The organism is Streptomyces sp. GbtcB7, from assembly GCF_019091445.1.
Lineage (GTDB): Bacteria > Actinomycetota > Actinomycetes > Streptomycetales > Streptomycetaceae > Streptomyces > Streptomyces mirabilis.
Genome location: NZ_JAGXJM010000016.1, coordinates 208,445 through 231,208 on the forward strand (window position 1 = coordinate 208,445; position 22,764 = coordinate 231,208).

The window sequence follows — 22,764 nt, forward strand, 5'->3', positions numbered from 1 at the left end:
TCCGGGACCGGCACGACCACCCCATAACTCGGCCGTGGAGCACATCGATGCACGTTCCCCACGGCGCGCGACGTCCCAAGTCAACGCGCGTCACTCTGCTCACCGAAGGTACCTATCCGCACAGTCACGGCGGCGTCAGCGTCTGGTGCGACCAGCTCGTCGGCGGCATGCCCGACATGGACTTCGACGTCGTCGCCGTGACCGGTACGGGACGCGAACCGATCGTGTGGGACATCCCCCCGCACGTCTCGCGCGTCGTCGCGGTCCCCATGTGGGGGCCCGCGCCCGAAGGCCGGCCGCCCCGCGGGCGTCGGCTCAATCAGCTCGCCACCGCGTACGAGCGGTTCCTCACCGCCCTGCTCGATCCCTGCGCGGAGGACAGGTTCGGCAGCACCCTGTACGAGATGGCGCGGGCCGCGGCGGACGGCAAGCTGAGTCCCTTCCTGCGCGGGGACGGCGATCGGCATCCTGACCGCTGTCTGGAACCGGCCCGGGCTCGCGGTACGCGAGGCACGGCCGACCCTGCACGACGCGCTCACCGCCACCGCCCTGCTGGAACACGCGCTGCGTCCGCTGGCCGCGCCGCTGCCGGAGGACGGCGTGGCCCACGCGGTCAGCGGCGGTGTCGCGGCGCTGCCGGGCCTGGCCGCGCTCGAACGGCACGGCGTCCCCCTGCTGCTGACCGAACACGGCGTCTATCTGCGCGAGCGCTACCTCGGCTACCGCACCGCCCCCTACCGCTGGCCGGTGAAGGCCGTCGTGCTGGGCTTCTTCCGGCTGCTGGCCGAGGAGACCTACCGGCGGGCCGCCCTGATCACGCCGGGCAACCTCTACAACCGGCTGTGGGAGGAACAGGGCGGCGCCGACCCCGAGTCGATCCGCACCGTCTACAACGGCGTGGACCCCGCCGCGTTCCCGCCGGCCGGCCCCGAGCCGACCGAGGCCACCCTCAGCTGGGCCGGCCGCGTCGACCCGATCAAGGACCTGGAGACCCTCATCCGCGCCTTCGCCCTCGCCCGGGACCAACTCCCCTCCCTGCGGCTGCGGTTGTTCGGTGGCACACCGCGGGGCGGCGAGGCGTACCGGGAGCGGTGCGAGGCGCTGGCCGCCGAACTCGGCCACGCGGACGCGGTCACGTTCGAGGGCCGCGTCGACGACATCAAGGAGGCCTACGCCGCGGGTAACGTCGTGATGCTCTCCAGCATCAGCGAGGGCTTCCCCTTCACCCTGATCGAGGCCATGTCCTGCGGACGGGCGACCGTCTCCACGGACGTGGGCGGCGTACGGGAGGCCGTCGGCGACACGGGTCTCGTCGTACCGCCGCGCGATCCCGCCGCGATGGCAGCGGCGGCGCTGGAGCTGCTGGGTGATCCCGACCGCCGCCGTGCGACGGGCGAGGCAGCGCGGCTGCGGGTGATCGAGCAGTTCACCCTGCGCCAGACCGTCGACACCTTCCGGTCGATCTACCTGGAGCTGTCGGCGCTCGGCCGGATCACACCGCGCGAGTCGTGGACGGCCGACCGTGCCGCGGCCGACGCGGAACTCGCGGCGGCGGGCGCGCAGTCGGGGAGCCTGGCCGGATGAGCGGGCCGATCGAGCTCCAACCCGGTGGGCTGGAGCAGGACACGCTGGCCCTCCGGCTCGCCGACGACCGCACACTCGCCCTGCGCCTGCCGGACCACGGCCCGGACCGGGACGCGGTCGACCGGCTCGCCGCGGAGCTGGCCGACCGCATCGGACCCGCGGTCCATCCGTACGAGGTGGCGGCGCTGCTGGAGTCGGAGGGACTGACCGCCGAGGTCATCCAAGAGCGCTACGGGCACCCCCATCTCTTCTCGCTCGCCGCCACCCTGTTCGAACGGGTGCCGCGCACCTTCCCCGAGCCCGCGAAGCCGGCCGACCCGTGGCGCCCGGACCATGTGCGGTGCGCGTTGCGCGGGGCGCTGTTCGCGCTGCCGGGACTGGCCTACCTGCTCACCGGGCGACTGTGGCACCGGGCCTATCTGCGGATGACCACGGGGCGGCGGGAGGCCGGCCGCACGCTCCTCAAGGGCGCGCCCCTGGGCGCCGTGGTGGCCACGGCCGCCGGGGCGCTGGTCGCCGGACCCGATCCGGCGGCCTTGGTCGCGGCCGCGCAGTCGGCGTACCTCGCGGCGGCCGGCGTGCTGCTGGTGCTGGGCCGGGAACGGCTGCTGCTGGCCGCGCTCACCCCGTTGATCGCCGGGGCGGCGGTGCTGCCGTGGTGGGAGCCGGGCACCGCGCTGCGGGCCGGGCTGCCTCTGCTGGCACTGCTCGGCACGGTCGCCGCGGCCGGCTGGGCCCTGCGGAGCACCCTCGCGGCCGTGCCCGTCCCGGACGGCACCCGGCCCAGGCTGCTGCGCTCGCTGCCGTGCGGCCTGTTCGGCCTGGCCGCCGGGGCGCTGGTACTGCTGGAGGGCCGCCAGGACCCGTACGCCGTGAGCATGGGACCGGCCGAGTGGCTGCTGTACCGCTACCGGGGCATGTCGGTGGCGGCGCTGCGGGCGACGGCCACCCCGGCCGGGTTCCTGCTGCGTTCGGCCGGCGTGCTCGCCCTCTGTCTGTTCGCCTACCTGCTGCCGCTGCTGCCCGCTGCCCTGCTCACCGATGCCGAGCCGACCCCGCTGCTGCTGCTCGCGGCGACCCTGTGGACCGCGCTGCTGCTCCAGGCGTTCGGGGTGGCGTGGACGCCCGCCGGGGTGTGCCTCGCGGCCGCGGGCGGGGCCGCGGCCGTCACCCTGTTCCGTCTCCCACCGGGCACGGAGGTGCTGTCGCTGTGCTGCGGCGCCGCCGCGCTGTGTCTCGCGGCGTGCGCGCTACGGCTGCTCGGGCGGCCCGCGCCGCATGCCTGACCTCCGGACCACCACCGCACGACACCGGCCCCCGGGCCGCGCCCGACGCACGGACATCACACGCGCAACCGACCGGAAGGACCACGCGTTGACCTCCGCACCGCTCGCCGCCGTCACCGGAGCCGAGGGCTTCATCGGCTCACACCTCACCGAGGCACTGGTCGCCTCCGGACACCGGGTGAGGGCCATGGCGCAGTACAACTCCTTCGCCTCCTACGGCTGGCTGGAGACCCTGCCCACCGACGTCCTCGACCACGTGGAGATCGTCCTCGGCGACGTCCGGGACCCCGGCTCGGTCCGGGGCCTCCTCGAAGGCGCCGACTGCGCCTACCACTTGGCCGCCCTCATCGCGATCCCGTACTCGTACCAGGCACCGCACAGCTACGTCGACACCAATGTCACCGGCACGCTCAACGTGCTGGAGGCGGTGCGCGTCCTCGGCACACCCCGGCTGGTGCACACCTCCACGAGCGAGACCTACGGCACGGCGCGGACCGTGCCGATCACCGAGGACCACCCGATCAACACCCAGTCCTCGTACGCCGCTTCGAAGGCGGGCGGGGACCGGCTCGCCGACAGCTACCACGCGAGCTTCGACACCCCGGTGGTGACCCTGCGCCCGTTCAACACCTTCGGGCCGCGCCAGTCGATGCGCGCGGTGATCCCGAGCGTCATCGGGCAGGTGGCGGCCGGCGCGCACACCATCACCCTCGGCGACCTGCGGCCCACCCGCGACTTCACCTACGTCAAGGACACCGCACAGGCGTTCCTCGCGGTGGGCACCGCGCCCGCCGAGCGGGTGGTCGGCCGCACCTTCAACGCCGGAACCGGGGGCGAGATCTCCGTCGGTGACCTGGTCACGCTGATCGGCAAGGTGATGGACACGGCCATCGACGTACGCGAGGACGCGCAGCGCATCCGGCCCGCGAACTCCGAGGTCATGCGGCTGGTCGCGGACGCGACCCGGCTCGGCGAGGCGACCGGCTGGAGTCCCGGCCACGACCTGGAGCAGGGGCTCGCGCACACCGTGGAGTTCTTCCGCGACCCGGCCAACCTCGCCCGGTACAAGACCGGCATCTACAACATCTGACCCCGTCCGGCACGTCCACGAAGGAGGAGCCCCTATGCACGCAGTGATCCTGGCGGGAGGCAAGGGCGTCCGGCTGCGGCCCTACACCACCGCGCTGCCCAAGCCGCTCGTGCCCATCGGCGACCAGCACGCCATCCTGGAGATCGTGCTGCGCCAGCTCGCCACCGCGGGCTTCACCCACTGCACGCTCGCCATCGGCCACCTCGGCGAGATCATCCGCGCCTACGTCGGCGACGGCTCCCAGTGGGGCATGGCCGTCGACTACGCCACCGAGGAGAGCCCCTTGGGCACCATGGGGCCGCTGCTCACCATGCGCGAGCGCCTGCCCGAGTCGTTCCTCGTGATGAACGGAGACGTCCTGACCGACCTCGACTACGCCGACGTCCTGAAGCAGCACCGGGACTCGGCCGCCCCGCTGACGATCGCGACCTACGCGCGCAAGGTGCGCATTGACTTCGGCGTGCTGACCACCGACCAGAGCAAGGTCGTCGCGTTCACCGAGAAACCGAGCATGGACTACCGCGTCTCCATGGGCGTCTATGGGCTGTCCAGGACGACCCTCGACGGCTACACGCCCGGGCTGCCGCTGGGCTTCGACGAACTGGTGCTCGATCTACTCAAAGCACAGGACCCCCCGCACGCCTACGACTTCGACGGGTACTGGCTCGACATCGGCCGCCCCGACGACTACGACCGGGCCAACGCCGAGTTCACCACCCGCAAGTCGATGCTGCTCAAGGGAGCCTGACCACCGCATGCGCATTCTCGTCCTCGGCTTCACCGGCTATCTGGGCGGTCACGTCGTCGAGCACCTGCGCGCCCTGCCGGACGCCCGGGTGTTCGGCGGCGGTCGCTCGCCCGACGCGGAGCTGGACATCGACCTGGCCACCGCCCGTACGGACGGGCTGGCGAAGACCCTGGCGTCGGCGGCGCCCGATGCCGTGATCAACTGTGCGGGCTCGACCGACGGGGACGCCGTGACCCTCGCGGAGGTCAACTCCCGTGGCCCCGCCGTCCTGTGCGCGGCGCTGCGAGAGGCGGCACCCTCGGCACGCCTCGTCCATCTGGGCTCGGCCGCCGAGTACGGCCCCGGCACCCCGGACACCAGGGTGACCGAGGCGTCGGCCACCCGTCCCGTCACCCCCTACGGCGCCACCAAACTCGCCGGGACGGTCACCGTGACCACCTCCGGACTCGACGCGGTGGTCCTGCGCGTGGGCAACCCGGTGGGGCCCGGCGCCCCGCCCACCGGGCTGCCCGGCCGGATCGCCGGGCTGCTGCGCGCGGCCGGCCCGGACCCGGACGCGGTGATCCGACTGGGTGACCTGTCGGCATACCGCGACTTCGTGGACGTACGAGATGTGGCGCGGGCGGCGGTGCTCGCGGCCACGTCGCCCGGGCCCCTGCCGCACGTCCTCAACATCGGGGGCGGACGCGCCGTCCCGGTGCGCGAGCTCGTACGGACGCTGGCCCGCACCGCCGGGTTCCGGGGCCGGATCGAGGAGGACGGCGGCGGCTCGGCGCGCTCGGGGGCCGTGTCGTGGCAGTGCTCCGACATCGCCGCCGCCGGCGAGGGCCTGGACTGGCGGCCGTCGTACGCCCTGGAGGAGTCGCTGGCCGCGCTGGGCGGCGCCGCCCGTCCGGCCGGAAGGCGGCCGGGCGCAATGAGCCTGCTCATTCCGCTGTACGTCCACCCGGCCGAGGATCCGGGCGCCTGGCACCGGCTGATCACGGCCGCGGCCCGTACGTACGCGGTGGTGATCAATCCCGCGAACGGTCCGGGCCCGAGCCCCGACCCGGCGTTCACGGCGGCGGCCGGAGCTCTGCGGGTGGCCGGCGCCCGCCTGCTCGGCTACGTGGACACCGACTACGGTGCGCGTTCCACGGCCGAGGTCGCGCAGGACATCGTACGGCACCGGGAGTGGTACGGGGCCGACGGCTGCTTCCTGGACCGGGTGACCTCGGACCCGGCCGAACTGCCCGCCTGCCGAAGGGTGGTGCGCTCCGTACGCCGGCTGGGCGCCACGACCGTCGTGCTCAACCCCGGGGTGCACCCGGCGCCGGGGGATGCGCGCGTCGCCGACCTGACGGTGACCTTCGAGGGGCACTGGACGACCTATGTGTCGGCGTTCAGCAGACCGGCGTGGACCGCCCGGCACCCGCCCGACCGGTTCTGCCATCTCGTCTACGGTGTGCCCGAGGCGCTCGTACCGCTCGCCGTGCGGACCGCGCGCGAACGCGGCGCGGCGGTCTACGGTCCCGTGACGGGAGAACCTCCCAATCCCTGGGCGCAGTTGACGCCCGCGCTGAGCGAGGCCGACTGAGCCCGGGGTCGCCGCGGACGCCGGGAAGGACGCGCGGGCGTCGACACGTGCCATGCTGGAACCGCTGATCATGGCGGAGAGCGAGGCAGAACAGCAGCGTGAGGACAGCGACACGGCCGGGCCGGACGAGGATCTGGGACCGATTCGCGGCATCGGACCCCGGGCTGCTGCGGCTCATGGCCGGGCTGCGGACGGTGGGGGCCATCGCGCTCACGCTCGCCGTACTGGCGCTGCTCGGGGCCAGTAAGACTCACTTGGTCGCCGGTTCCATCTCGGCCATGGCCGCGACCTTCGCCATCAAGGAGAAGCAGCAGCGCCAACAGGCAGTCACGCTCGCGCTCGGGCTGGTCGTGGCACTCGCCGCGATGTCGCTGGGGGCGCTGCTCAGCACCCACGTGGTCGCGGGTGACCTCTTCTTCCTGGCGCTGATCTTCGCCGCCGTGTACAGCCGCCGCTTCGGTGATCGCGGAACGGCGCTGGGCCTCATCGGGTTCCAGGTCTACTTCGTGTCGCTGTTCGTCAGGGCCGGCGTCCCCGGTCTGCCGGGACTGTGCGGGACCCTGGTCGTCGCGTTCGTGTGCAGTGCGCTGGTGCGTTTCGTCGTCGTGCCGGAGACGCCCGAGCGTGTGCTGCGTCGGTTGCGCGCGGCCTTCCGGGCCCGTCTGGCGCAACTGGTGTCCGCCCAGATCGAGTTGCTGGACGCCGGCCCCGACCGGGTGGAGAAGGCTCTGGAGGAGGTCAGGCGGCACACCGCCCGGCTCCACGAGAGCGCGATGATGATCCAGGGACGGCTGGCGGAGGGGACCAGCGACAGCGCCACCGCCGCGCTCGTGCAGCGGCGTATCGCCGACGCCGAGATCGCCGCCGAGCGGCTCGGGGTGCTCATCCTGACCGCCCGCAGCGCGGAACGGGCCGACACGCTCACCCTGCATCTGCCGAACGCGCCCGTGCCCGCGGCGAGCGACCGGCTCCGGGCGCAGGACGACACCACCGCCACCCTGCGCCGTGATCTCGAAGCGCTGCGCCTGCTCGTCCTGCGCCCGGTCGCCGAGGACCGCGGCACCGGGGTGGCCCATGTGCGCAACCGGCTGCTCGGCTACCGCGACGAGGAGAACCTGCCGCGTGCCTCGGCGGCCGTCCAGGACGTCTTCCGCGGGATCGGGGAGACGGGGCGTTCCGTCCTGGGCCTGCGACTCGCCCTCGACGGGCCGCAGGACGAGTCCGACGACACACCGTCGACGACCCGTTCCCGTGAGGAGTTGGACGCCGAGGACATCGCCATCGCCAGGGAGGAGGAGGACGAGGAGGACGCGCACGCCCCCACGGGGTGGAAGCGTCCGACGACCCGTACCGCGGTCCAGGTGTCGGTGGGTTCGGCCCTGGCCATCGTCGGTGGGGAGTTCCTCTCCAGTCAGCGCTGGTACTGGGCCGTGCTGACCTGCTGGGTGGTCTTCCTGAACACGGCGTCCACGGGAGAGATCCTGGTCAAGGGGTATCGGCGGCTGCTCGGCACCGTCCTCGGCGTCGTCGCCGGTGCCCTGCTGGCGAGTCTGGTCGGCTCCCACACCTGGACCGCGTTCGCCCTGGTGCTGCTGTTCATCTTCGCGATGTTCTTCACCGCGCCGCTGTCGTACGCCCTGATGTCCTTCTTCGTCACGGCGATGCTGGGCCTGCTGTACACGCTGCTCAACACCTACAGCACCGGGGTGCTCGTCCTTCGTATCGAGGAAACGGCGCTCGGCGCCACCTGTGGTGTCATCGCGGCCGCCCTGGTGCTGCCGGTGAACACGGACCGCCGTACCGACGAGCTGCTGGCCACGGTTCTGAAGCGGCTCGGGGAGGTCACCGGTGCGGCGGTCGAGCAGCTGAGCGGCGGCCCGGCGATCGAGCTGCTGGACAAGGCGCGGGATCTCGACACGGCTCTGGACGATCTACGATCCTCCACGCAGCCGTTGACCCATCCGATCACCCCACTGCGGGCCCGTCGGCAGACCGCGCGCTATCTCGTGGCGCTCCTGGAGACGTGCGCGTACCACGCGCGTTCCCTGGCGGCGACGGCCGAGCTGCTGCCCTACAGCAAGACCGTCGCGGCCGATCCCCGACTCAAGGGGGCCGGCCGGCGCATCGCACACAACATCGACGTCCTGGTCGCACGCGTCGAGGACGACGACACCGAAGGCGTGGCCGAGACCGGCCCCAGCCTCGCGTCCATGCTGGAGACGGACCGGCCGGGCCGTCCCCGGCACGACCGCGTGACCGACCGGGTCCTGCGGCATCTGCAGCGCCTGGACGAAGGCGTGATCGGCCTCGCCCGCCCCCTCGGAGTACCGGTGTCGACGCCCGCGGACACGGCGTCCCGGGGACCCGCCGCCTAAGGAGTGCCGGGAGTCGCGGGGGTCACGACTTCAGGAATGCCGCCAGGCCCTCCAGCAGCCGTTCCACGTCGTCCTCGTCGTTGTACGGTGACAGTCCGAGGCGCAGGCCCCCGGTGTCGCCCAGGCCGAGGTGGCGCGATGCCTCCAGCGCGTAGAAGGTTCCCGCGGGCGCGTGCACGCTCCGCGCCGCCAGGAAGCGGTAGGCGTCGTCCGTGTCGCGGACGTCGAAGGTCAGGAGCAGCGTGGGGGTGCGGTCGGCCGCCCGGGAGTGGATCGTGACGCCCGCGAGTGCGGCCAGGCCGTTCTCCATCCGGTCCCGCAGCGCTCGCTCGTGCCGCTCGATCGACGCGAACGCGGACCGCAGCCGGGCGCGCCGGTCGTCCGTCGGACCGGTCCCGAGACCGGCGAGCAGGTCGACGGCGGCGCGGGTGCCGGCGAGGAGCTCGTAGGGTAGCGTCCCGAGCTCGAAACGCTCCGGGACCGCGTCGGAGGAGGGCAGCAGCTTGTCGGGACGCAGCGTCTCCAGCAGGGCCGGAGCGGCGGCGAGCACGCCGTGGTGCGGGCCGAGGAACTTGTACGGCGAGCAGACGAAGAAGTCGGCGCCGAGCCGTGCGAGGTCCACGAACGTGTGCGCCGTGTAGTGCACGCCGTCGACGTAGAGCAGTGCGTCCGTGCGGTGGACCAGACGGGCGATCTCCGCGACGTCGGGGAGCGTACCGATCAGGTTGGAGGCGGCGGTGACCGCGACCAGCCGGGTGCGTTCGGTGAGCAGTTCGCCCACGGCCGAGGGCGGGAGTTCGCCGGTGACCGGATCGAAGTCGGCCCATCGCACCCGGGCGCCGGTCCGCTCCGCGGCCTGGAGCCAGGGGCGGATGTTGGCGTCGTGGTCGAGCCGGCTCACCACGATCTCGTCGCCGGGGGCCCAGTCCTTGGCCAGCGCCCGGGAGAAGTCGTACGTGAGTTGGGTGGCGCTGCGGCCGAAGACGACTCCCGAGGGTTCCCCGCCCAACAGGTCGGCCATGGTCTGCCGGAACTCCCTGACGAGAGCCTCCGCGTTCGCCTCTCCCGTCGTGACGCTCCCGCGGTTCGACAGTGGGCGGGTGAGCGCGTCGGCGATCGCCGCGCCGACCGGCGCCGGCGTCTGGGTGCCGCCCGGACCGTCGAAATACGCGATGCCGGTCCGCAGGGCGGGGATCTGGGCGCGCAACGCGCCGACGTCGTAGGTCACTCGGGCTCCTTGGGCTGCGATGTCGTCCGCTCGGGGACGACGACATCAGGCGAGTTGTCCGGGCGGCAGGCTTCGGTAGTAGCTGCCGACCCGGGCCAGGTATGCGGGGTCCAGGGTCTCGCGGTCGGTCCGGAAGACCGGTGCCGAGGTCATCTCCTCCCGGGTGCGGGCCATCGTCACCTTCCGCGCCTGGGTGTCGATGTCGGTGACGACACCCACAGGTACCAGAACACTCTTTCCGAAAACCCACGCACCGGTGTCGACGATCAGGTGGCGCATACCGGAATCGTCGGCCTGTCGGTCCACGTGCCCCATCGTCCCGTCGCTCGCCTCGACGGTGTAGCCGGTGAGGTCCAGCGCCTCGGGGCTGCCGAACCCCGGTGCGTACGACCAGATTCTGTCGATCGTCATGCTGTTCCTCCTGAACCGTCCGCCCCAGGCGTCAGCGCCTACGGCCGCGGGTCGCCCAGCCGCCGCCGACGCCGGAGACGTGCAGGGCGAGCAGGGCCAGCCCTATGAGCATGACGTTGGTCGACGTGAAGACGTCGTTGGTCGAGAGGTCCGCGGCATTGATCAAGAACGCGATGAACAGCACGATCGCCGCAACGATTCCGAGCATGAACTCTCCTCATCCGAAGTGGTGGTGGAGTCCGAGTGCCCCCAGGAATCCTGTCGACACAACTTCGCGCATCGGTGCGAGCCTGGAACGGGAGCCGGTCTCCGTGTACCGCTCGCGCGGGCGGAATCCCCGTACACAAGTCCAGCCGGCCCGGACGGGGCCGAACCGCGGGGCCTGCCGTCATCATTGAGCCCACCACCCGGGCCGCGAGTGCCGATCAGTCCGCTCCTGTCGCCACACACGCCCCCACCGGCCCGCAGCTCATCGAAAGCAGACAGCAATGGCACACACCCCGGCCGCATCGGCCTGTTCTCCCGTCGGAGCCGCTTCGTGAACGCGGCCCGTGTCCCCGGCCTGGTCCTGCCCCTGGTCTATCTCTGCGGGCTCGTCGCGGTCCTGGTCTGGTACTGGCGGCACCGCGGCGAGTAGAGCGAGTACGGCGAGCTGCGAGGGGCACGGCCGGCCCCGGGTGGAACGACCGCGGTCATCTTCGGGCGAGATAGCTGCGTACGGTCGTTCCGGACGCGGCGGTGTGGACGCGTACCAGGTCGGACAGGAAGTGGACGAGGAGCAGGCCCCGTCCGCCGAGTTGGTCCGGGCGCACCGGGCGGCGGCCGGCCAGGGGGTCGGTCAGGTGTCCCTCGTCACGCACCTCGCAGACGATCTGCTCGCTCTCGGCCCAGATCCGTAGCGTCCCCGAACCGCCTCCGTGCACCACGCTGTTGGTCGTCAACTCCGCGACGACGAGGTTCAGATCCTGCAGCCGGGGCGGCGCCATCCCCCGCTCCCGTGCCTCGCGCAGCGCGAAGTCGCGTGCGGCAGGCAGCAGTCCGGCGGCGAAGCGGACCGTGGCCGCTCCCGGCGGATACGGCAAGGTCTCGTTGTAGCGCGCGAGGACGCGTTCGGGATCGTAGGCGTGGCTGACGCACGGCCGCCCGTCGCTGATCACCACGGGGTGCGTGGCGTGTGCGTCGGCGATCACGTCGTCGGAGAGGGTTCGGGCGTCGTAAGGGCAGAGGATGGTCGCGTCGCGGCCGTGGAACGCCGTGTTGATGAGGGCTTCGTGCTGGACGCAGGCCGGGTACTCACGCGGCGTACGGCCGTACCAGATCGGCTCCCCGATGATGCGCACAGGGCGTCCGGGGTGGGCGTCGGCGAAGGATCGCAGGACGGCGGGGATGATCCGGCCGGGGTTCCGGCCGGCCTGGGTCATGTCGATCCAGCGGACCTCGTGGGCGACCGCTCCGAGTTCCGCCTTGAGCAGCGCCAGTCGAGACGGAGGTGCCGCCACCGCCACGGGCAGGCCGGTGGCGAGGCCCTCGGACACGAACGGCAGGGTGCCTTGCGCGTACTCCTGCTCGGAGCGGTACAGGAGCGCGGGATGCGCGAACGGCTCCGCCCGGTCTCGGGCGAGGGGCGACCGCGCTCCGTGTTCTCCCTGCTCCATGCCCACTGGCTCACCTCGGATCCCACTGTAGGCGGCGGCGGTTGCCGTCGGCGTGCATCCGGCAGAGGGCTTCGGCGAGGAGTGGTAGTGGCCCCATGTCCGGCGGGCCGCGGAACAGAGGCGTTCCGCGGGTTTCGGGGTTTGGGTGGCATGACTGGCTTGAGACGGGGCAGACGGGCACTGTCTTCAATTGGCTTCGAACGAACTGGGGTGGACCGCATGGCAGCCGTGACGGCAGCGAAGGCGACCAACACGGCACAGCAGGCAGGGACGGCACAGGAGGAGGCACTCCCCCTGATCGACGAGCCACTGAAGATCAGCCCGAAGGACGCGCGCTCGTTGTCGCGTCAGTTCTTCGACCGGCTGGCCGTGCTGGAGGAAGGCACGCACGACTACCAGTACGCGCGCAACACGCTCATAGAGATGAACCTCTCCCTCGTGCGGTACGCGGCGGCCCGCTTCCGCAGCCGCAACCAGGACGAGATGGAAGACATCGTCCAGGTCGGCACGATCGGGCTCATCAAGGCGATCGACCGTTTCGAGCTGACCCGCGAGGTCGAGTTCACCTCCTTCGCCGTTCCGTACATCGTCGGCGAGATCAAGCGTTTCTTCCGCGACACCAGCTGGGCCGTCCACGTGCCCCGCCGTCTTCAGGAGGCGCGGATCGAACTCGCCAAGGCGACGGAAGAACTGCGCACCCGCCTCGGCCGCACCCCGACCACGCGTGAGCTGGCCGCGCTGATGTCTCTCTCCGAGGAGGAGGTCATCGAGGCGCGCAAGGCCTCCAACGGCTACAACTCCTCGTCCCTCGACGCCGCGCTCACGGCCGACGACGGCGCGGACGGGGACACCGTTCTCGCGGACTTCATCGGCGAGGACGATCCCTCGCTGGAACTCGTCGACGACTTCCAGTCCCTGGCCCCGCTGATCGCCGAACTGGACAAGCGTCAGCGCCGGATCATCCACATGCGTTTCGTCGAGGAGCGCACCCAGGCCCAGATCGGCGAGGAACTCGGCATCTCGCAGATGCACGTCTCGCGTCTGATCACCCGCATCATCAAGCGTCTTCGCACCGGGCTGCTCGATCCCGCGGTCGCCTGACGCGCCGCGGTCGTCCGACGCACCCGCCCCGGGCAGCGTTCGACCGGGACAGCGTTCGACCGGGGCGCCGCGGGACGGTCCCGCCCGAAGTCGGGCGGGACCGTCCTGTGCGTCACCGGGCCACAGTCCCGGTCGGCGCCGTGCTCGGTGCCGGGGCGTACCCGGCGGGCCGGGCGGTGAAGACTCCCCGGCCCCGGGTCCGGCTGCGCAGCCGGGTCGCATAGCCGAACAGCTCGACCAGCGGCACGGTCGCGGTGATCACCACGACGCCCGCCCGCGCGACGGAGCCCGAGACCTGCCCGCGTCGCGCCGCCAGGTCACCGAGGACCCCGCCCACGGCGTCGTCCGGCACGGTGACCGTGACGTCCGCCACCGGTTCCAGGAGAACCATCGCGCAGGCGCGCAGTGCCTCCCGCAGCGCGAACCGGCCGGCCGTCCGGAACGCCCGCTCCGAAGAGTCCTTCGGATGGGTCGCTCCATCGGTGAGGACGACACGTACCCCGGTGACCGGGTGCCCGCCGAGCGGCCCGTCGGCCAGCGCGTCACGGCACCCGGCCTCCAGCGCCCGGACATACTCCTGTGGCACCCGTCCGCCGACGACGGTCGAGCGGAACTCGAAGCGCGTCGCGCCCTCGCCGCCGTCGCCCGGGACGTCCTCCAGCGGCTCCACGTCGAGCACGACATGGGCGAACTCACCGGCGCCGCCGTCCTGTTTGACGTGCCGGTGGACCAGCCCCGACACTCCCCGGACGACCGTCTCCCGGTAGGCCACCCTCGGCCGGCCGACCCGGACGTCCAGACCGTGGGCGAGCCGGATCTTCTCCACCGCCACCTCCAGATGCAGTTCGCCCATGCCCGACAGGACCAGCTGGCCGGTCTCGGGGTCGGTGCGCACGACCAGCGAGGGATCCTCCTCGACCAGCCGCGTCAACGCGGACACCAACAGCTCCGCCTCAGCGCTGCCGACGGCCTCGACGGCCACCGAGACGACCGGATCGGCGACGGTCGGCGGTTCGAGAACCAACGGAGCCCCGGGGGCGCACAGGGTCGACCCGGCGCGGGCCGACTTCAGCCCAACCACCGCGACGATGTCGCCCGCCACCGCCCGCTCCAGTGGGGCGTGACGGTCGGCCTGCACCCGCAGGATCCGGCCGATGCGCTCGGTGCGCCCCGTGCCCGAGTCCCACACCGTCTCTCCCTTCCCGATCGTGCCCGAATAGACACGCAGGTACGTCAGCCGCCCCGTGGCGGTCCCGTTCACCTTGAACACCAGTGCCGCGAACGGTGCCGCCGGGTCGGCGAACCGCTCCTGTTCCCCACCGTCCCGGGTGCCGCGTACCGCGGGCACGTCGCGCGGCGACGGCAGGTAGGCCACCACGGCATCGAGCAGTGGCTCGATCCCGCGGTTGCGGTAGGCCGAGCCGCACAGCACCACCACGCCGTCGCCGGAACGGGTCAGGTCGCGCAGCGCGGCGGTCAGGGTCCGCGCGGAGAGCGTCCCTTCCGCGCAGAACTCCTCGAGCGCGCCGGGGTGGAGTTCCGCCACCGCTTCCTCCAGCTGTCGGCGGCGGCCTTCCGCGGCGTCCCTCAGTGCCTCGGGCACCGGGCCTTCCTCGACCGTGTCGCGGCCTTCGGGCCAGACCAGTGACCGCATGCGCGGCAGATCCACCACACCGGTGAACCCGGCCTCCGTTCCGATCGGCAACTGGACGACCAGCGGGGCCGGATGCAGCCGCTCCCGGATCGACTCGACCGCGGTGTCGAGGTCGGCACCGGCGCGGTCGAGCTTGTTGACGAAGGCGATCCTCGGCACGCCGTACCGGTCCGCCTGGCGCCACACCGCCTCGCTCTGCGGCTCGACTCCCGCGACGGCGTCGAAGACCGCCACGGCGCCGTCGAGCACCCGCAGGGAGCGCGCCACCTCGTCGGAGAAGTCGACGTGGCCCGGGGTGTCGATCAGGTTGATCCGGTGCGCGTCCCAGGCACAGCTCACGGCCGCGGCGAAGATGGTGATGCCACGATCGCGTTCCTGGGGGTCGAAGTCGGTGACGGTGGTGCCGTCATGGACCTCACCCCGCTTGTGGGTGGTCCCGGTGAGGTAGAGGATCCGCTCGGTGAGGGTGGTCTTCCCGGCGTCGACGTGGGCGAGGATGCCCAGGTTGCGGACGGCGGCGAGCGGGGTGTCGAGGTGACGGTGTCGGTCGGTACGCACGGCCCATGGCCTTTCGGAATGATCCGGATGGGGCGGCGCGATTTCCCGGACGAAGCGGCCCGCGGTCGTGCCACGGGCCGTGCGGGGACCTCTGGCCGCGGCACATCCCCATCGGGGCGTACGGAGCCGATCTGCCCGGTGACGGGCGGAGAGAGGTCAGATGTTCGTCACGGACCACCGGTGTCGGCCGCGCAGCCGGCACCGGGCACCCGGAGACACGAGGATCACCTCGTAGCGCGAAGGGGGAACGACGACAGCGGTGCGGTGACGCACGGCCCGGCTCCCCTCACTCGTCAGGACGCGCGCCGTGATGTTCCGCAGGTGCGGTGAGCGCGCGTTGTGGGGTGAGTGTAGGGAGCGCGAAGCGGTCGGCGCACCGGAATTTCGCTCCTCGCGCCGCGCCCGGTCCCGGAGTTGACAGCTCCGACGAATCCGGGAGTTGACAACTCCGACGGGTCCCGGAGTCACAGGTTCCCGGCAGGTCCGGTCAGAGCAGGCCGGAGTCGGCCTCCGAAAGCGCCCGGGCGAGCAGTCCACCGGGCGACTCCGTGGGTCTCAGCAGTTCGGCGACGGCCGCCCCCGTGGCGCCGTGCCAGGTTCCGTACCGTCGGAGCATGGCGTGGTCACCGCGCTTGACCAGCAGCACACCCGCGCGGGATCCGGCGGCCCTGGCCCGGCGGACGAACGCGATCGACTCCGACGGTTCGGTGACGCGGTCGCGGTCACCATGCAGCGCGATCACCTTCTTGTCCTGGAGGTGGGCCACCGGTTCGCCCTCCGGACACCAGGGTGCCAGCGCCACCACTCCCCCCACCTGTGTCGCCGCCGCGACGCGCAGGGCTGCCCGGCCGCCCATCGAATGACCCACGAGAATCACCGGCACCTCACCGACTAGGCGAGCGAGCTCCGCGAGTGCCCGCTGGACGTCACCGACAGGGTCGGCCCGTGACCCGTTCCAGCCCTTGAGGCGGTAGCGCACCTGTCCGAGGAAGACCTCGTCGTCCGGCACGGCCGCGGCGACGGCCCGGACCACGGGCCTCATCCGCAGCGCCGCCACGTTCCAGGGCCGTGCGGGGGCCAGGCTGTCGGCCCGGCCCCCGTGCAGGACGAGCACGGCCGCACGCGCCGCGTCCGAGTGACGGACCGGCACCAGGGCGGTGTCGGTCCCGACCGGTCCACGCGCCGGTGCACCAGAGGTCCTTGTCCGCGTTCGGCCGCGCATCACAGCTCTTCCCGTGTTCCGACTCCGCCTGTGGGAGAAGTGTCCCATCGCCTACTGGTCGTCCGACGCCGGGCGCCACGGCGGTCGGCAGCCGCGCCTCACCTCGCGACGACGGATCGGTCCCCGGAGCCGGCGATACCGGGTGGCGAGAACCCGTCGCACTCTGTCATTCCGGCCACTGCCGGGGCCGCGATCACCCTCGTAGCGTCTCGCTCATGCTCTTCGTCGCACCCGTACTCATCGGTGTTCTCTACGCGTTCCTCATGTCCCTGCTCCGGGAGCCCGCGAGGCGGCGGTTCAACGCCATCATGGTCGCCGGGGCCGGAGCCGCCTATCTCAGCAGTGGCAGCTTCGGCGCCTGGGAGTTCGTCTTCACCGCCGCGGTCACCTACTGCGCCTACCGCGGCCTCGACTCGTACGTCTGGATCGGCATCGCCTGGCTGCTGCACACCGCCTGGGACGCCCTGCACTATCTGCGGGGAGCCCCGATCATCCCGTTCGCCACGCACTCGTCGCTCGGCTGCGCGATCTGCGACCCGGTGATCGCCCTCTGGTGCCTGCGCGGCGGCCCCTCGCTCCCCACCCTGATCGGCTCCTGGTTCTCCAAGCGCCCCACGTCCCTGACCGACGCCTCCCCGACCGACGCCTCACACGCCTAGCCGCCCACGGGTGACTGGGCCGCCAGGTCCCGAGCCACCTCGCGGGCCGCGGGTGGTGCGGTCGTCGCCGTGCTTCACCGAACGGGCGGGAGCGAGCATGTCGCGGGCCGAGAGGACACCCAGGGCGGCCAGGTCCCGTCTGCCGGCGAGCCGTCCCGGACGCAGGTCGCCGAGCCGGCGGGGGCCCGGGTCGGGTCACTGAGGCGGAGCGGGCTGCAGAAACGCCGGCACCGCCCCCGAAAGGGGGCAGCACCGGCGGACGGGGCGGTGTCAGTGTCCGGACCCGTAGTGTCCGCCGAGCTGATCGCGGTAATGCGGGTCGCCGAGGTGCTTCTCCTTGTCGAACTCCGGTGCCGACTTGATTTCGTCCTTCGTCCGGGCGACGTGGACGGTCTTGTCCTCGTGGGTGATCGTGGTGATCGTCCCGGCGGGCAGCAGGACCTCCTTGCCGAAGATCCAGATGCCGGTGTCGACCACGATGTACTGGGAACCGACCTCGTCGGAGTGCTTGTCGACCTTCCCGATGTGCCCATCGGTCGCTTCCACCCGGTACCTGGTGAGATCCGAGTCGGGGGTGTGGCCGCTGGTCGGAGTGTAGGCCCACAGATTCTCGTACATGAAGAAATCCTCCAGCTACGTCGCGCTGCGCTTGAAAACACCGGGTGTCCGTTCAGCGCGCGCCGACACTCTTTTTCCCGAAGAGAATTCTCAGAGAATTGCGATTTTCAACCAACAACGGAAATTCTCCGCGCGGAACTCCGCGCGGGACAAGGAAATCCTCGGCGTCCGGCGGCCCGCCCGGCCCACCGTGATGCGCCCGACCGCCGGAAGGAGGAGCGTGGTGGGGTAGGGAGGAGTGCTATGGGCACGGCCGACCACCGGCATCAGGTCCGGGAGAGCCAAGGCTGGCTGCGCGGAGCACCACCACCGCGCTGGGTGCGGGTGCTGCCGCCCGCCCTGCTGGTGGCGGTCTGTACCGCCGAACTGCTGAGTCGGTACCCCTTGGACATCGGCTTCCTGCTGGGCGCCATCCCGTCGCTGGCCGTGCTCTCCTACGGACCGGTGGCGACGGCCGTCTTCGGCGCCATCGTCATCGTGTTCCTCTACGTACCGCCGCTCCAGCTCAACCATCCGGGCAACACCGACCTGCTGACCATCACGTTCGTCGCGATCCTGAGCGTCGCCATCTCCCTGGTGCGCAGTCGGCGCGACGCCCACCTGGTCACGGTGCGCACCGTCGCGGAGGCCGCCCAGCTCGCCGTGCTGCCACCGCTTCCCCGACGCGTCGGCCCGGTGCGCTGCACGGCGCTCTACCGGGCGGCGCAGCGCGAGACGCTGGTGGGTGGCGACTTCTTCGACGTGCGCGCCGGCCCGTACGGTGTGCGGGCGGTGATGGGCGATGTGCAGGGGCACGGGCTGTCGGCCGTCTCGACCGTCGCCTCCCTCCTCGGGGCGTTCCGGGAGACCGTGCTCGACCAGGGCGACCTGAAGTCGGCCGCGGCCCGCCTCGATCGCCGGCTCGTCGTGGACTCGGCCCAGACCGCACACGCCGAACTGTTCGCGACGGCTCTGCTGCTGGAGTTCTCGGCCGACGCGGACGCGGTGCGTCTGACGTCCTGCGGACACCCGCATCCGTTTCTGCTGCGCGACGGCAAGGCCGTCGAGCTCGTCCTCGAACCAGGAGCCCCCCTCGGGCTCGGGTTCTTCGAGATCTCTCCGCCGCAGATCTGCACCGTCCGGCTGGAGCGCGGCGACCGGCTGTTCCTCGGCTCCGACGGAGTGACCGAGAGCCGGGACGCGACGGGCGCCTTCTATCCCCTGGCCGAGCGCCTGACCACGTTGGCCCGGGAGGGACCGGCCGACCTCACCGACCGCCTCTGGGAGGACCTCCTACGGTTCTGCACCGCAGTGCGTGACGACGTCACGATGCTGGTCCTCACACCCGACGCCCAGGGCGAGCGGGGGTGAGGACGGTTCGCCCGCCCGGACCGCGCGGGGCGGGCCGGACGGGCGAGGTCGGCGGGCGGACAGGTCAGGGGGTGAGCTGCCACTGCTGGATGTAGCCGACGTCGATCGCGGCGGTGTCCTGGACCCTCAGTTTCCAGGTGCCGTTGACGGGTTGCGCGGAGGCGTCGACCGTGAAGGTCTGGTCGACGTTGTCGGCGCTGCCGCCGCTGTGGTTCAGGAGCGAGTAGACGGTGCCGTCGGGGCCCACCAGGGAGACCGTCAGGTCACCGCGGTAGGTGTGGATGATCTTGACGTAGACCTGGGTGGTGGCCGAGGCGTTGCCGGTCCGGCCGGTGACGGTGATGGGTGACTCGACCGCGGCTCCGGCGTCGGGGATGTCCACCCGCGTGCTGTTGGCGTAGATGTTCGCCACCCGCCAGGTGAAGCTCACCGAGACGGACGCTCCCGTGCTGTCGGTGACCGTGACGGTCACGGGGCTGGTCCCGGTGGTGGTGGGAACTCCCGAGATCAGGCCGGTGTCGCTGATCGTCAGACCGTCCGGCAGGCCGGTGGCCGCATAGGTCAGGCCCGCGCCGGAGTTGGTGGTGTAGGCGCTGGTCTGGAGGGAGACCTGCTGGCCGACGCCACTGGTCTGGTCGTCGATCGGCGCCACGTTGACACCCAGCGCGATCCGGTCGCCGACATGGATCCCGGCCCAGGCGGCGGCGACGGCGAGGTAGGTGTCGCTGTACGCGCCGAAGAGGTCGGCGGCGGCCTGGAGGGTCGCGGTGCGGGCTCCGGCGTAGTTGGTGCTGGAGGTCATGTAGGTGGTCAGGGCCCGGTACCAGATCCGCTGGGCGTTCTCGATGCCGATGCCGGTCACGGGTACGCCGTCGTAGGTCGGGCTGTCGTACGAGACCCCGTTGACGGTCTTGGCACCGCTGCCCTCGGAGAGCAGGTAGAAGAAGTGGTTGGCCGGTCCGGAGGAGTAGTGGACGTCGAGGCCGCCCAGCGAGGAGTCCCAGTTGTCGCGGGACGCCCCGTCCTTGGAGGGCTTGTCCATGTACCGCAGCGGGGTGCCGTTGCCGTTGATGTCGATCTTCTCGCCGACCAGGTAGTCGGGGACGTCGGCGGACAGGTTGGCGTGGAACTCCACCGCGGCGGCGAAGATGTCCGAGGTCGCCTCGTTGAGGCCACCGGACTCACCCGAGTAGGTGAGGCCCGCGGTGGCGGCGGTCACGCCATGGCTCATCTCGTGCGCGGCCACGTCCAGGGCGGTCAGCGGGTGCGTGTTGCTCGCGCCGTCCCCGTACGTCATGCAGAAGCAGCTGTCTGACCAGAAGGCGTTGACGTAGCTGTTGCCGTAGTGCGCCCGGCTGTAGGCGGCCACGCCGTCGTTGCGGATGCCGTTGCGGCCGAAGACGTCCTTGTAGTAGTCCCAGGTGGCCGCGGCGCCGAAGGCGACGTCCACGCCGGCCGTCTGCCGGTTGCTCTGGGTGCCGTCTCCCCAGACATCGTTGTCATCCGTGAAGAGGGTGCCGGTGCCGGAGGTGCCCTGGTTCAGGTCGTAGGTGCGGTGACCCGCGCGGTCGCCGTCCACCAGCTGGTACGTGGAGCCGGACGGCGTGGTGCTGAGCGGAACCGATCCGCTGTACTGACCCGTGCCCGTGCCGGTGCGTACCGCCTGGAAGTCGAACAGGGCCTTGCCCGAGGTGGCGTCGGTGATGACATGGAGCTCGCTCGGCGTGCCGTCGTCCTGGGTGCCGCCGACCACCGACTCCCAGGCCAGCACCGGCTCGGCTCCGGCGGCCCAGACGACGAGCCGGGGAGCGCCGTCGACCGCGGGACGCGTGGCGTCGGCCTTCTTCGCGACCGCGAGTGCCTTGTGGGCGGCGGTGGCGGACGTGACGCGGGCGGTGGTGGTCGGCACCTTGAGGTCGGCCTTGCTCGCCTCGGACACGGTGGACAGACCGTTCCTGACGTGTACGACGAGGTCGCCGCCGAGGACCGGCAGTCCGGCGTAGGTGCGCTCGTAGCGGGTGTGTGTGGTGCCGTCGGCGTCCTTGGAGACGTCCTTGACGATCAGCTTCTCCTTGGAGCCGAGGTCGAGGATCTTCGCGGTGGCGCCGACCGCGGCGGTGGCGCTCTTGAGCAGCGCGGCGTGCGCGGCGGGAGACAGCTTCGCCGGGGCCGCGGCGGCCCGAGGGGTGGCGACGGTCTTCGCGTGGCCGCGGTCACGGGGGGCCGCGGATGCGACGCCGGTGTGGAAACCGGCGGCGAGCAGCGTGCCGGCGGCGGTGAGCGCCAACGCCGTGGTGTATCTGCGTCGGTGCGAGGTGCGGTGGGGCGAGAGCAAGGGCTTCTCCTTCTGGCGACGATCGGCCCGTGGTCGCGGCCGAGAGAGCGGGCCGGCAGGGTGTGGCCGGCTGGCAACGCGCTGAGCAGGGAAGGGCGCTGCACGAGGTGACCCACGAGGGGTGTGTCGGAACTCGGCGGCGCGCGACAGGTGGGGGGTGTGAAGGAACGGTGAACGTTCAAGAGCAGACTGGCATCGCATGCACAGTCTTGTCATGGAGATGACAAAGCAACGGCTGAAATTGGCTATTGCTTGCTGGATGTTCGCCCCGGCTCAGGGCACTTTTCGGCCGGAGCCGGACGGTCCGGGTGGCGAGGGTGGCGTGGGTTCCCGGGCACGGAAAGCTGCTCACGCCGGTTTCCGCGGACCGCACCGATACGGGGACACTGGCCTGACGATGAATCAGCAAAATCAGCGGACCCAGGGCACGCGCCGTCGGCCGGTGCGGCTCGCGACGTTCAATGTGCTGCACGGCCGGCCGCTGCCGGACGGAGGGCCCCTCTCCCCCGCCGCGAACCCGGCCGAAGGACCACTCGCCCGAGCCGTCCTGTCCCTGGACGCCGATGTCCTGGCGTTGCAGGAACTGGACCGCCTCCAGGAGCGCACGGACGGCGTCGACCAGGCGTCGGTCGCCGCCGACGCGGCGGGACTGAAGCACTGGCGCTACGCGAGCGCGTTCCACGCCCGCTCCACAGCGGACCGGGGGTGGATCCTCGACCCGGCCGAGCCGGGGCTGCGGGTGTACGGCCCGCAGGACGCCGGCTCGGCCACGGACGTCCCCTCGCACGGGATCGCGTTGCTGTCCCGGTTTCCGGTACGGGAGTGGCGGGCCCGGCGGTTGGCCCCGGCGCCCCTCGGTATGCCCCTGCGGATGGCCGGGCGGCCCGGGCTCACCCTGGTCCGGGACCAGCCGCGCGCCGCGCTGGCCGCCGTGCTGGAGGGACCGGGCGGTCCGTTCACGGTGGTGGCGGTGCATCTGTCGTTCGTACCGGGCTGGAACATCGGGCAGTTGCTCACGGTCCGCGAGTGGATCGCCGAACTGCCCTCACCCCATGTGCTGCTGGGCGACTTCAACCTGATCGGCTCCCTGCCCAGGGTCGTACTGAACGCTCCCGGGAGGACCCGTATCCCACCGTCACCCCGCGGCTGGTTCGACCTGGCCCGCATCCCGACCTATCCCGCGCACCGCCCGGTGGTGCAGTTCGACCATGTGCTCGCGACCGGCGTCGGCGTGGCGGCGGCGAGCGGAGCGCGCACACCCACGACGGGGGTCTCGGATCATCGCCCGCTCGTGCTGGAACTGTCCCTGTGACC

18 protein-coding genes and 2 pseudogenes are annotated in these 22,764 nt (G+C 71.6%); 12 read left to right on the forward strand and 8 right to left on the reverse strand.

The features are described from left to right. Positions 1 to 47: 47 nt before the first annotated feature. The 7 genes and pseudogenes from pelF (at position 48) to KVT44_RS26275 (ending at position 8,659) form a co-directional block, all read left to right on the forward strand. Positions 48 to 1,584 (forward strand): annotated as a pseudogene (gene pelF / locus KVT44_RS26245) (GT4 family glycosyltransferase PelF). Then, positions 1,581 to 2,870 (forward strand): hypothetical protein, encoded by a 1,290-nt coding sequence (locus tag KVT44_RS26250; protein ID WP_217569059.1) that lies wholly within the window; start codon positions 1,581 to 1,583, stop codon positions 2,868 to 2,870. Before pelF ends, KVT44_RS26250 begins: the two are co-directional and overlap by 4 nt. A gap of 88 nt (positions 2,871 to 2,958) precedes the next feature. Then, positions 2,959 to 3,960: a GDP-mannose 4,6-dehydratase gene (locus tag KVT44_RS26255; RefSeq protein ID WP_217569061.1), complete on the forward strand. Its 1,002-nt coding sequence runs from the start codon at positions 2,959 to 2,961 to the stop codon at positions 3,958 to 3,960. Positions 3,961 to 3,994: 34 nt separating this feature from the next. Continuing rightward, a complete protein-coding gene (locus tag KVT44_RS26260; protein ID WP_217569063.1) occupies positions 3,995 to 4,708 on the forward strand; it encodes a sugar phosphate nucleotidyltransferase in 714 nt (237 codons plus the stop codon). 7 nt (positions 4,709 to 4,715) lie between these two features. After that, positions 4,716 to 5,585, forward strand: a pseudogene (locus tag KVT44_RS26265) (NAD-dependent epimerase/dehydratase family protein); the annotation flags it as partial. A 39-nt stretch (positions 5,586 to 5,624) separates the two neighbouring features. Then, positions 5,625 to 6,284, forward strand: a complete 660-nt coding sequence (locus tag KVT44_RS26270; RefSeq protein ID WP_217569137.1) for a spherulation-specific family 4 protein — start codon at positions 5,625 to 5,627, stop codon at positions 6,282 to 6,284. 176 nt (positions 6,285 to 6,460) lie between these two features. After that, complete coding sequence (locus KVT44_RS26275; RefSeq protein ID WP_217569139.1) at positions 6,461 to 8,659, forward strand: FUSC family protein; 2,199 nt, start codon at positions 6,461 to 6,463, stop codon at positions 8,657 to 8,659. A 22-nt stretch (positions 8,660 to 8,681) separates the two neighbouring features. On the opposite strand, the gene KVT44_RS26280 is transcribed toward KVT44_RS26275, so the two are convergent. From KVT44_RS26280 to KVT44_RS26295, 4 genes are all read right to left on the reverse strand, one after another. Beyond that, on the reverse strand, positions 8,682 to 9,887 hold the full coding sequence (locus KVT44_RS26280; RefSeq protein WP_217569065.1) for a cysteine desulfurase-like protein: 1,206 nt from the start codon (positions 9,885 to 9,887) through the stop codon (positions 8,682 to 8,684). A gap of 45 nt (positions 9,888 to 9,932) precedes the next feature. Then, complete coding sequence (locus tag KVT44_RS26285) at positions 9,933 to 10,298, reverse strand: PRC-barrel domain containing protein (protein ID WP_217569067.1); 366 nt, start codon at positions 10,296 to 10,298, stop codon at positions 9,933 to 9,935. A gap of 31 nt (positions 10,299 to 10,329) precedes the next feature. After that, on the reverse strand, positions 10,330 to 10,506 hold the full coding sequence (locus KVT44_RS26290) for a hypothetical protein (protein WP_095856747.1): 177 nt from the start codon (positions 10,504 to 10,506) through the stop codon (positions 10,330 to 10,332). Positions 10,507 to 10,990: 484 nt separating this feature from the next. Further along, positions 10,991 to 11,953 (reverse strand): anti-sigma factor RsbA family regulatory protein, encoded by a 963-nt coding sequence (locus KVT44_RS26295; RefSeq protein WP_217569069.1) that lies wholly within the window; start codon positions 11,951 to 11,953, stop codon positions 10,991 to 10,993. A gap of 219 nt (positions 11,954 to 12,172) precedes the next feature. Here KVT44_RS26295 and KVT44_RS26300 point away from each other — a divergent pair, with 219 nt between their 5' ends. Next, positions 12,173 to 13,054, forward strand: coding sequence for an RNA polymerase sigma factor SigF (locus tag KVT44_RS26300; protein WP_217569071.1), 882 nt, complete (start codon positions 12,173 to 12,175; stop codon positions 13,052 to 13,054). A 112-nt stretch (positions 13,055 to 13,166) separates the two neighbouring features. On the opposite strand, the gene fusA is transcribed toward KVT44_RS26300, so the two are convergent. Together fusA and KVT44_RS26310 are read right to left on the reverse strand one after the other, a co-directional pair. Next, positions 13,167 to 15,266 (reverse strand): elongation factor G, encoded by a 2,100-nt coding sequence (gene fusA / locus KVT44_RS26305; protein ID WP_217569073.1) that lies wholly within the window; start codon positions 15,264 to 15,266, stop codon positions 13,167 to 13,169. 487 nt (positions 15,267 to 15,753) lie between these two features. Beyond that, entirely contained in the window at positions 15,754 to 16,416 is a 663-nt protein-coding gene (locus tag KVT44_RS26310; RefSeq protein WP_308314116.1) for an alpha/beta fold hydrolase, read from the reverse strand. A 287-nt stretch (positions 16,417 to 16,703) separates the two neighbouring features. Here KVT44_RS26310 and KVT44_RS26315 point away from each other — a divergent pair, with 287 nt between their 5' ends. After that, complete coding sequence (locus KVT44_RS26315) at positions 16,704 to 17,147, forward strand: DUF6010 family protein (protein WP_229889225.1); 444 nt, start codon at positions 16,704 to 16,706, stop codon at positions 17,145 to 17,147. A gap of 270 nt (positions 17,148 to 17,417) precedes the next feature. On the opposite strand, the gene KVT44_RS26320 is transcribed toward KVT44_RS26315, so the two are convergent. Further along, positions 17,418 to 17,765, reverse strand: a complete 348-nt coding sequence (locus KVT44_RS26320; protein ID WP_217569077.1) for a PRC-barrel domain containing protein — start codon at positions 17,763 to 17,765, stop codon at positions 17,418 to 17,420. Here KVT44_RS26320 and KVT44_RS26325 point away from each other — a divergent pair. Then, entirely contained in the window at positions 17,764 to 17,997 is a 234-nt protein-coding gene (locus KVT44_RS26325; protein WP_217569079.1) for a hypothetical protein, read from the forward strand. The two genes, KVT44_RS26320 and KVT44_RS26325, sit on opposite strands and share 2 nt — an antisense overlap. Before the next feature lie 11 nt (positions 17,998 to 18,008). Further along, on the forward strand, positions 18,009 to 19,115 hold the full coding sequence (locus KVT44_RS26330; RefSeq protein WP_217569081.1) for a PP2C family protein-serine/threonine phosphatase: 1,107 nt from the start codon (positions 18,009 to 18,011) through the stop codon (positions 19,113 to 19,115). 64 nt (positions 19,116 to 19,179) lie between these two features. On the opposite strand, the gene KVT44_RS26335 is transcribed toward KVT44_RS26330, so the two are convergent. Continuing rightward, positions 19,180 to 21,450 carry a M4 family metallopeptidase gene (locus tag KVT44_RS26335; RefSeq protein ID WP_217569082.1) on the reverse strand — a complete coding sequence of 757 codons (2,271 nt, stop codon included), beginning with the start codon at positions 21,448 to 21,450 and terminating at the stop codon, positions 19,180 to 19,182. Positions 21,451 to 21,847: 397 nt separating this feature from the next. Here KVT44_RS26335 and KVT44_RS26340 point away from each other — a divergent pair, with 397 nt between their 5' ends. Beyond that, positions 21,848 to 22,762 (forward strand): endonuclease/exonuclease/phosphatase family protein, encoded by a 915-nt coding sequence (locus tag KVT44_RS26340; protein ID WP_217569083.1) that lies wholly within the window; start codon positions 21,848 to 21,850, stop codon positions 22,760 to 22,762. Positions 22,763 to 22,764: the final 2 nt, after the last annotated feature.

Bases quoted from the DNA above. Each gene is read 5' to 3' on its own strand.
- KVT44_RS26250 (WP_217569059.1), top strand. From the start codon at position 1,581: ATGAGCGGGCCGATCGAGCTCCAACCCGGTGGGCTGGAGCAGGACACG.
- KVT44_RS26260 (WP_217569063.1), top strand. From the start codon at position 3,995: ATGCACGCAGTGATCCTGGCGGGAGGCAAGGGCGTCCGGCTGCGGCCC.
- KVT44_RS26270 (WP_217569137.1), top strand. From the start codon at position 5,625: ATGAGCCTGCTCATTCCGCTGTACGTCCACCCGGCCGAGGATCCGGGC.
- KVT44_RS26275 (WP_217569139.1), top strand. From the start codon at position 6,461: ATGGCCGGGCTGCGGACGGTGGGGGCCATCGCGCTCACGCTCGCCGTA.
- KVT44_RS26285 (WP_217569067.1), bottom strand. From the start codon at position 10,298: ATGACGATCGACAGAATCTGGTCGTACGCACCGGGGTTCGGCAGCCCC.
- KVT44_RS26290 (WP_095856747.1), bottom strand. From the start codon at position 10,506: ATGCTCGGAATCGTTGCGGCGATCGTGCTGTTCATCGCGTTCTTGATC.
- KVT44_RS26295 (WP_217569069.1), bottom strand. From the start codon at position 11,953: ATGGAGCAGGGAGAACACGGAGCGCGGTCGCCCCTCGCCCGAGACCGG.
- KVT44_RS26300 (WP_217569071.1), top strand. From the start codon at position 12,173: ATGGCAGCCGTGACGGCAGCGAAGGCGACCAACACGGCACAGCAGGCA.
- KVT44_RS26315 (WP_229889225.1), top strand. From the start codon at position 16,704: ATGCTCTTCGTCGCACCCGTACTCATCGGTGTTCTCTACGCGTTCCTC.
- KVT44_RS26325 (WP_217569079.1), top strand. From the start codon at position 17,764: ATGAAGAAATCCTCCAGCTACGTCGCGCTGCGCTTGAAAACACCGGGT.
- KVT44_RS26320 (WP_217569077.1), bottom strand. From the start codon at position 17,765: ATGTACGAGAATCTGTGGGCCTACACTCCGACCAGCGGCCACACCCCC.
- KVT44_RS26330 (WP_217569081.1), top strand. From the start codon at position 18,009: ATGGGCACGGCCGACCACCGGCATCAGGTCCGGGAGAGCCAAGGCTGG.
- KVT44_RS26340 (WP_217569083.1), top strand. From the start codon at position 21,848: ATGAATCAGCAAAATCAGCGGACCCAGGGCACGCGCCGTCGGCCGGTG.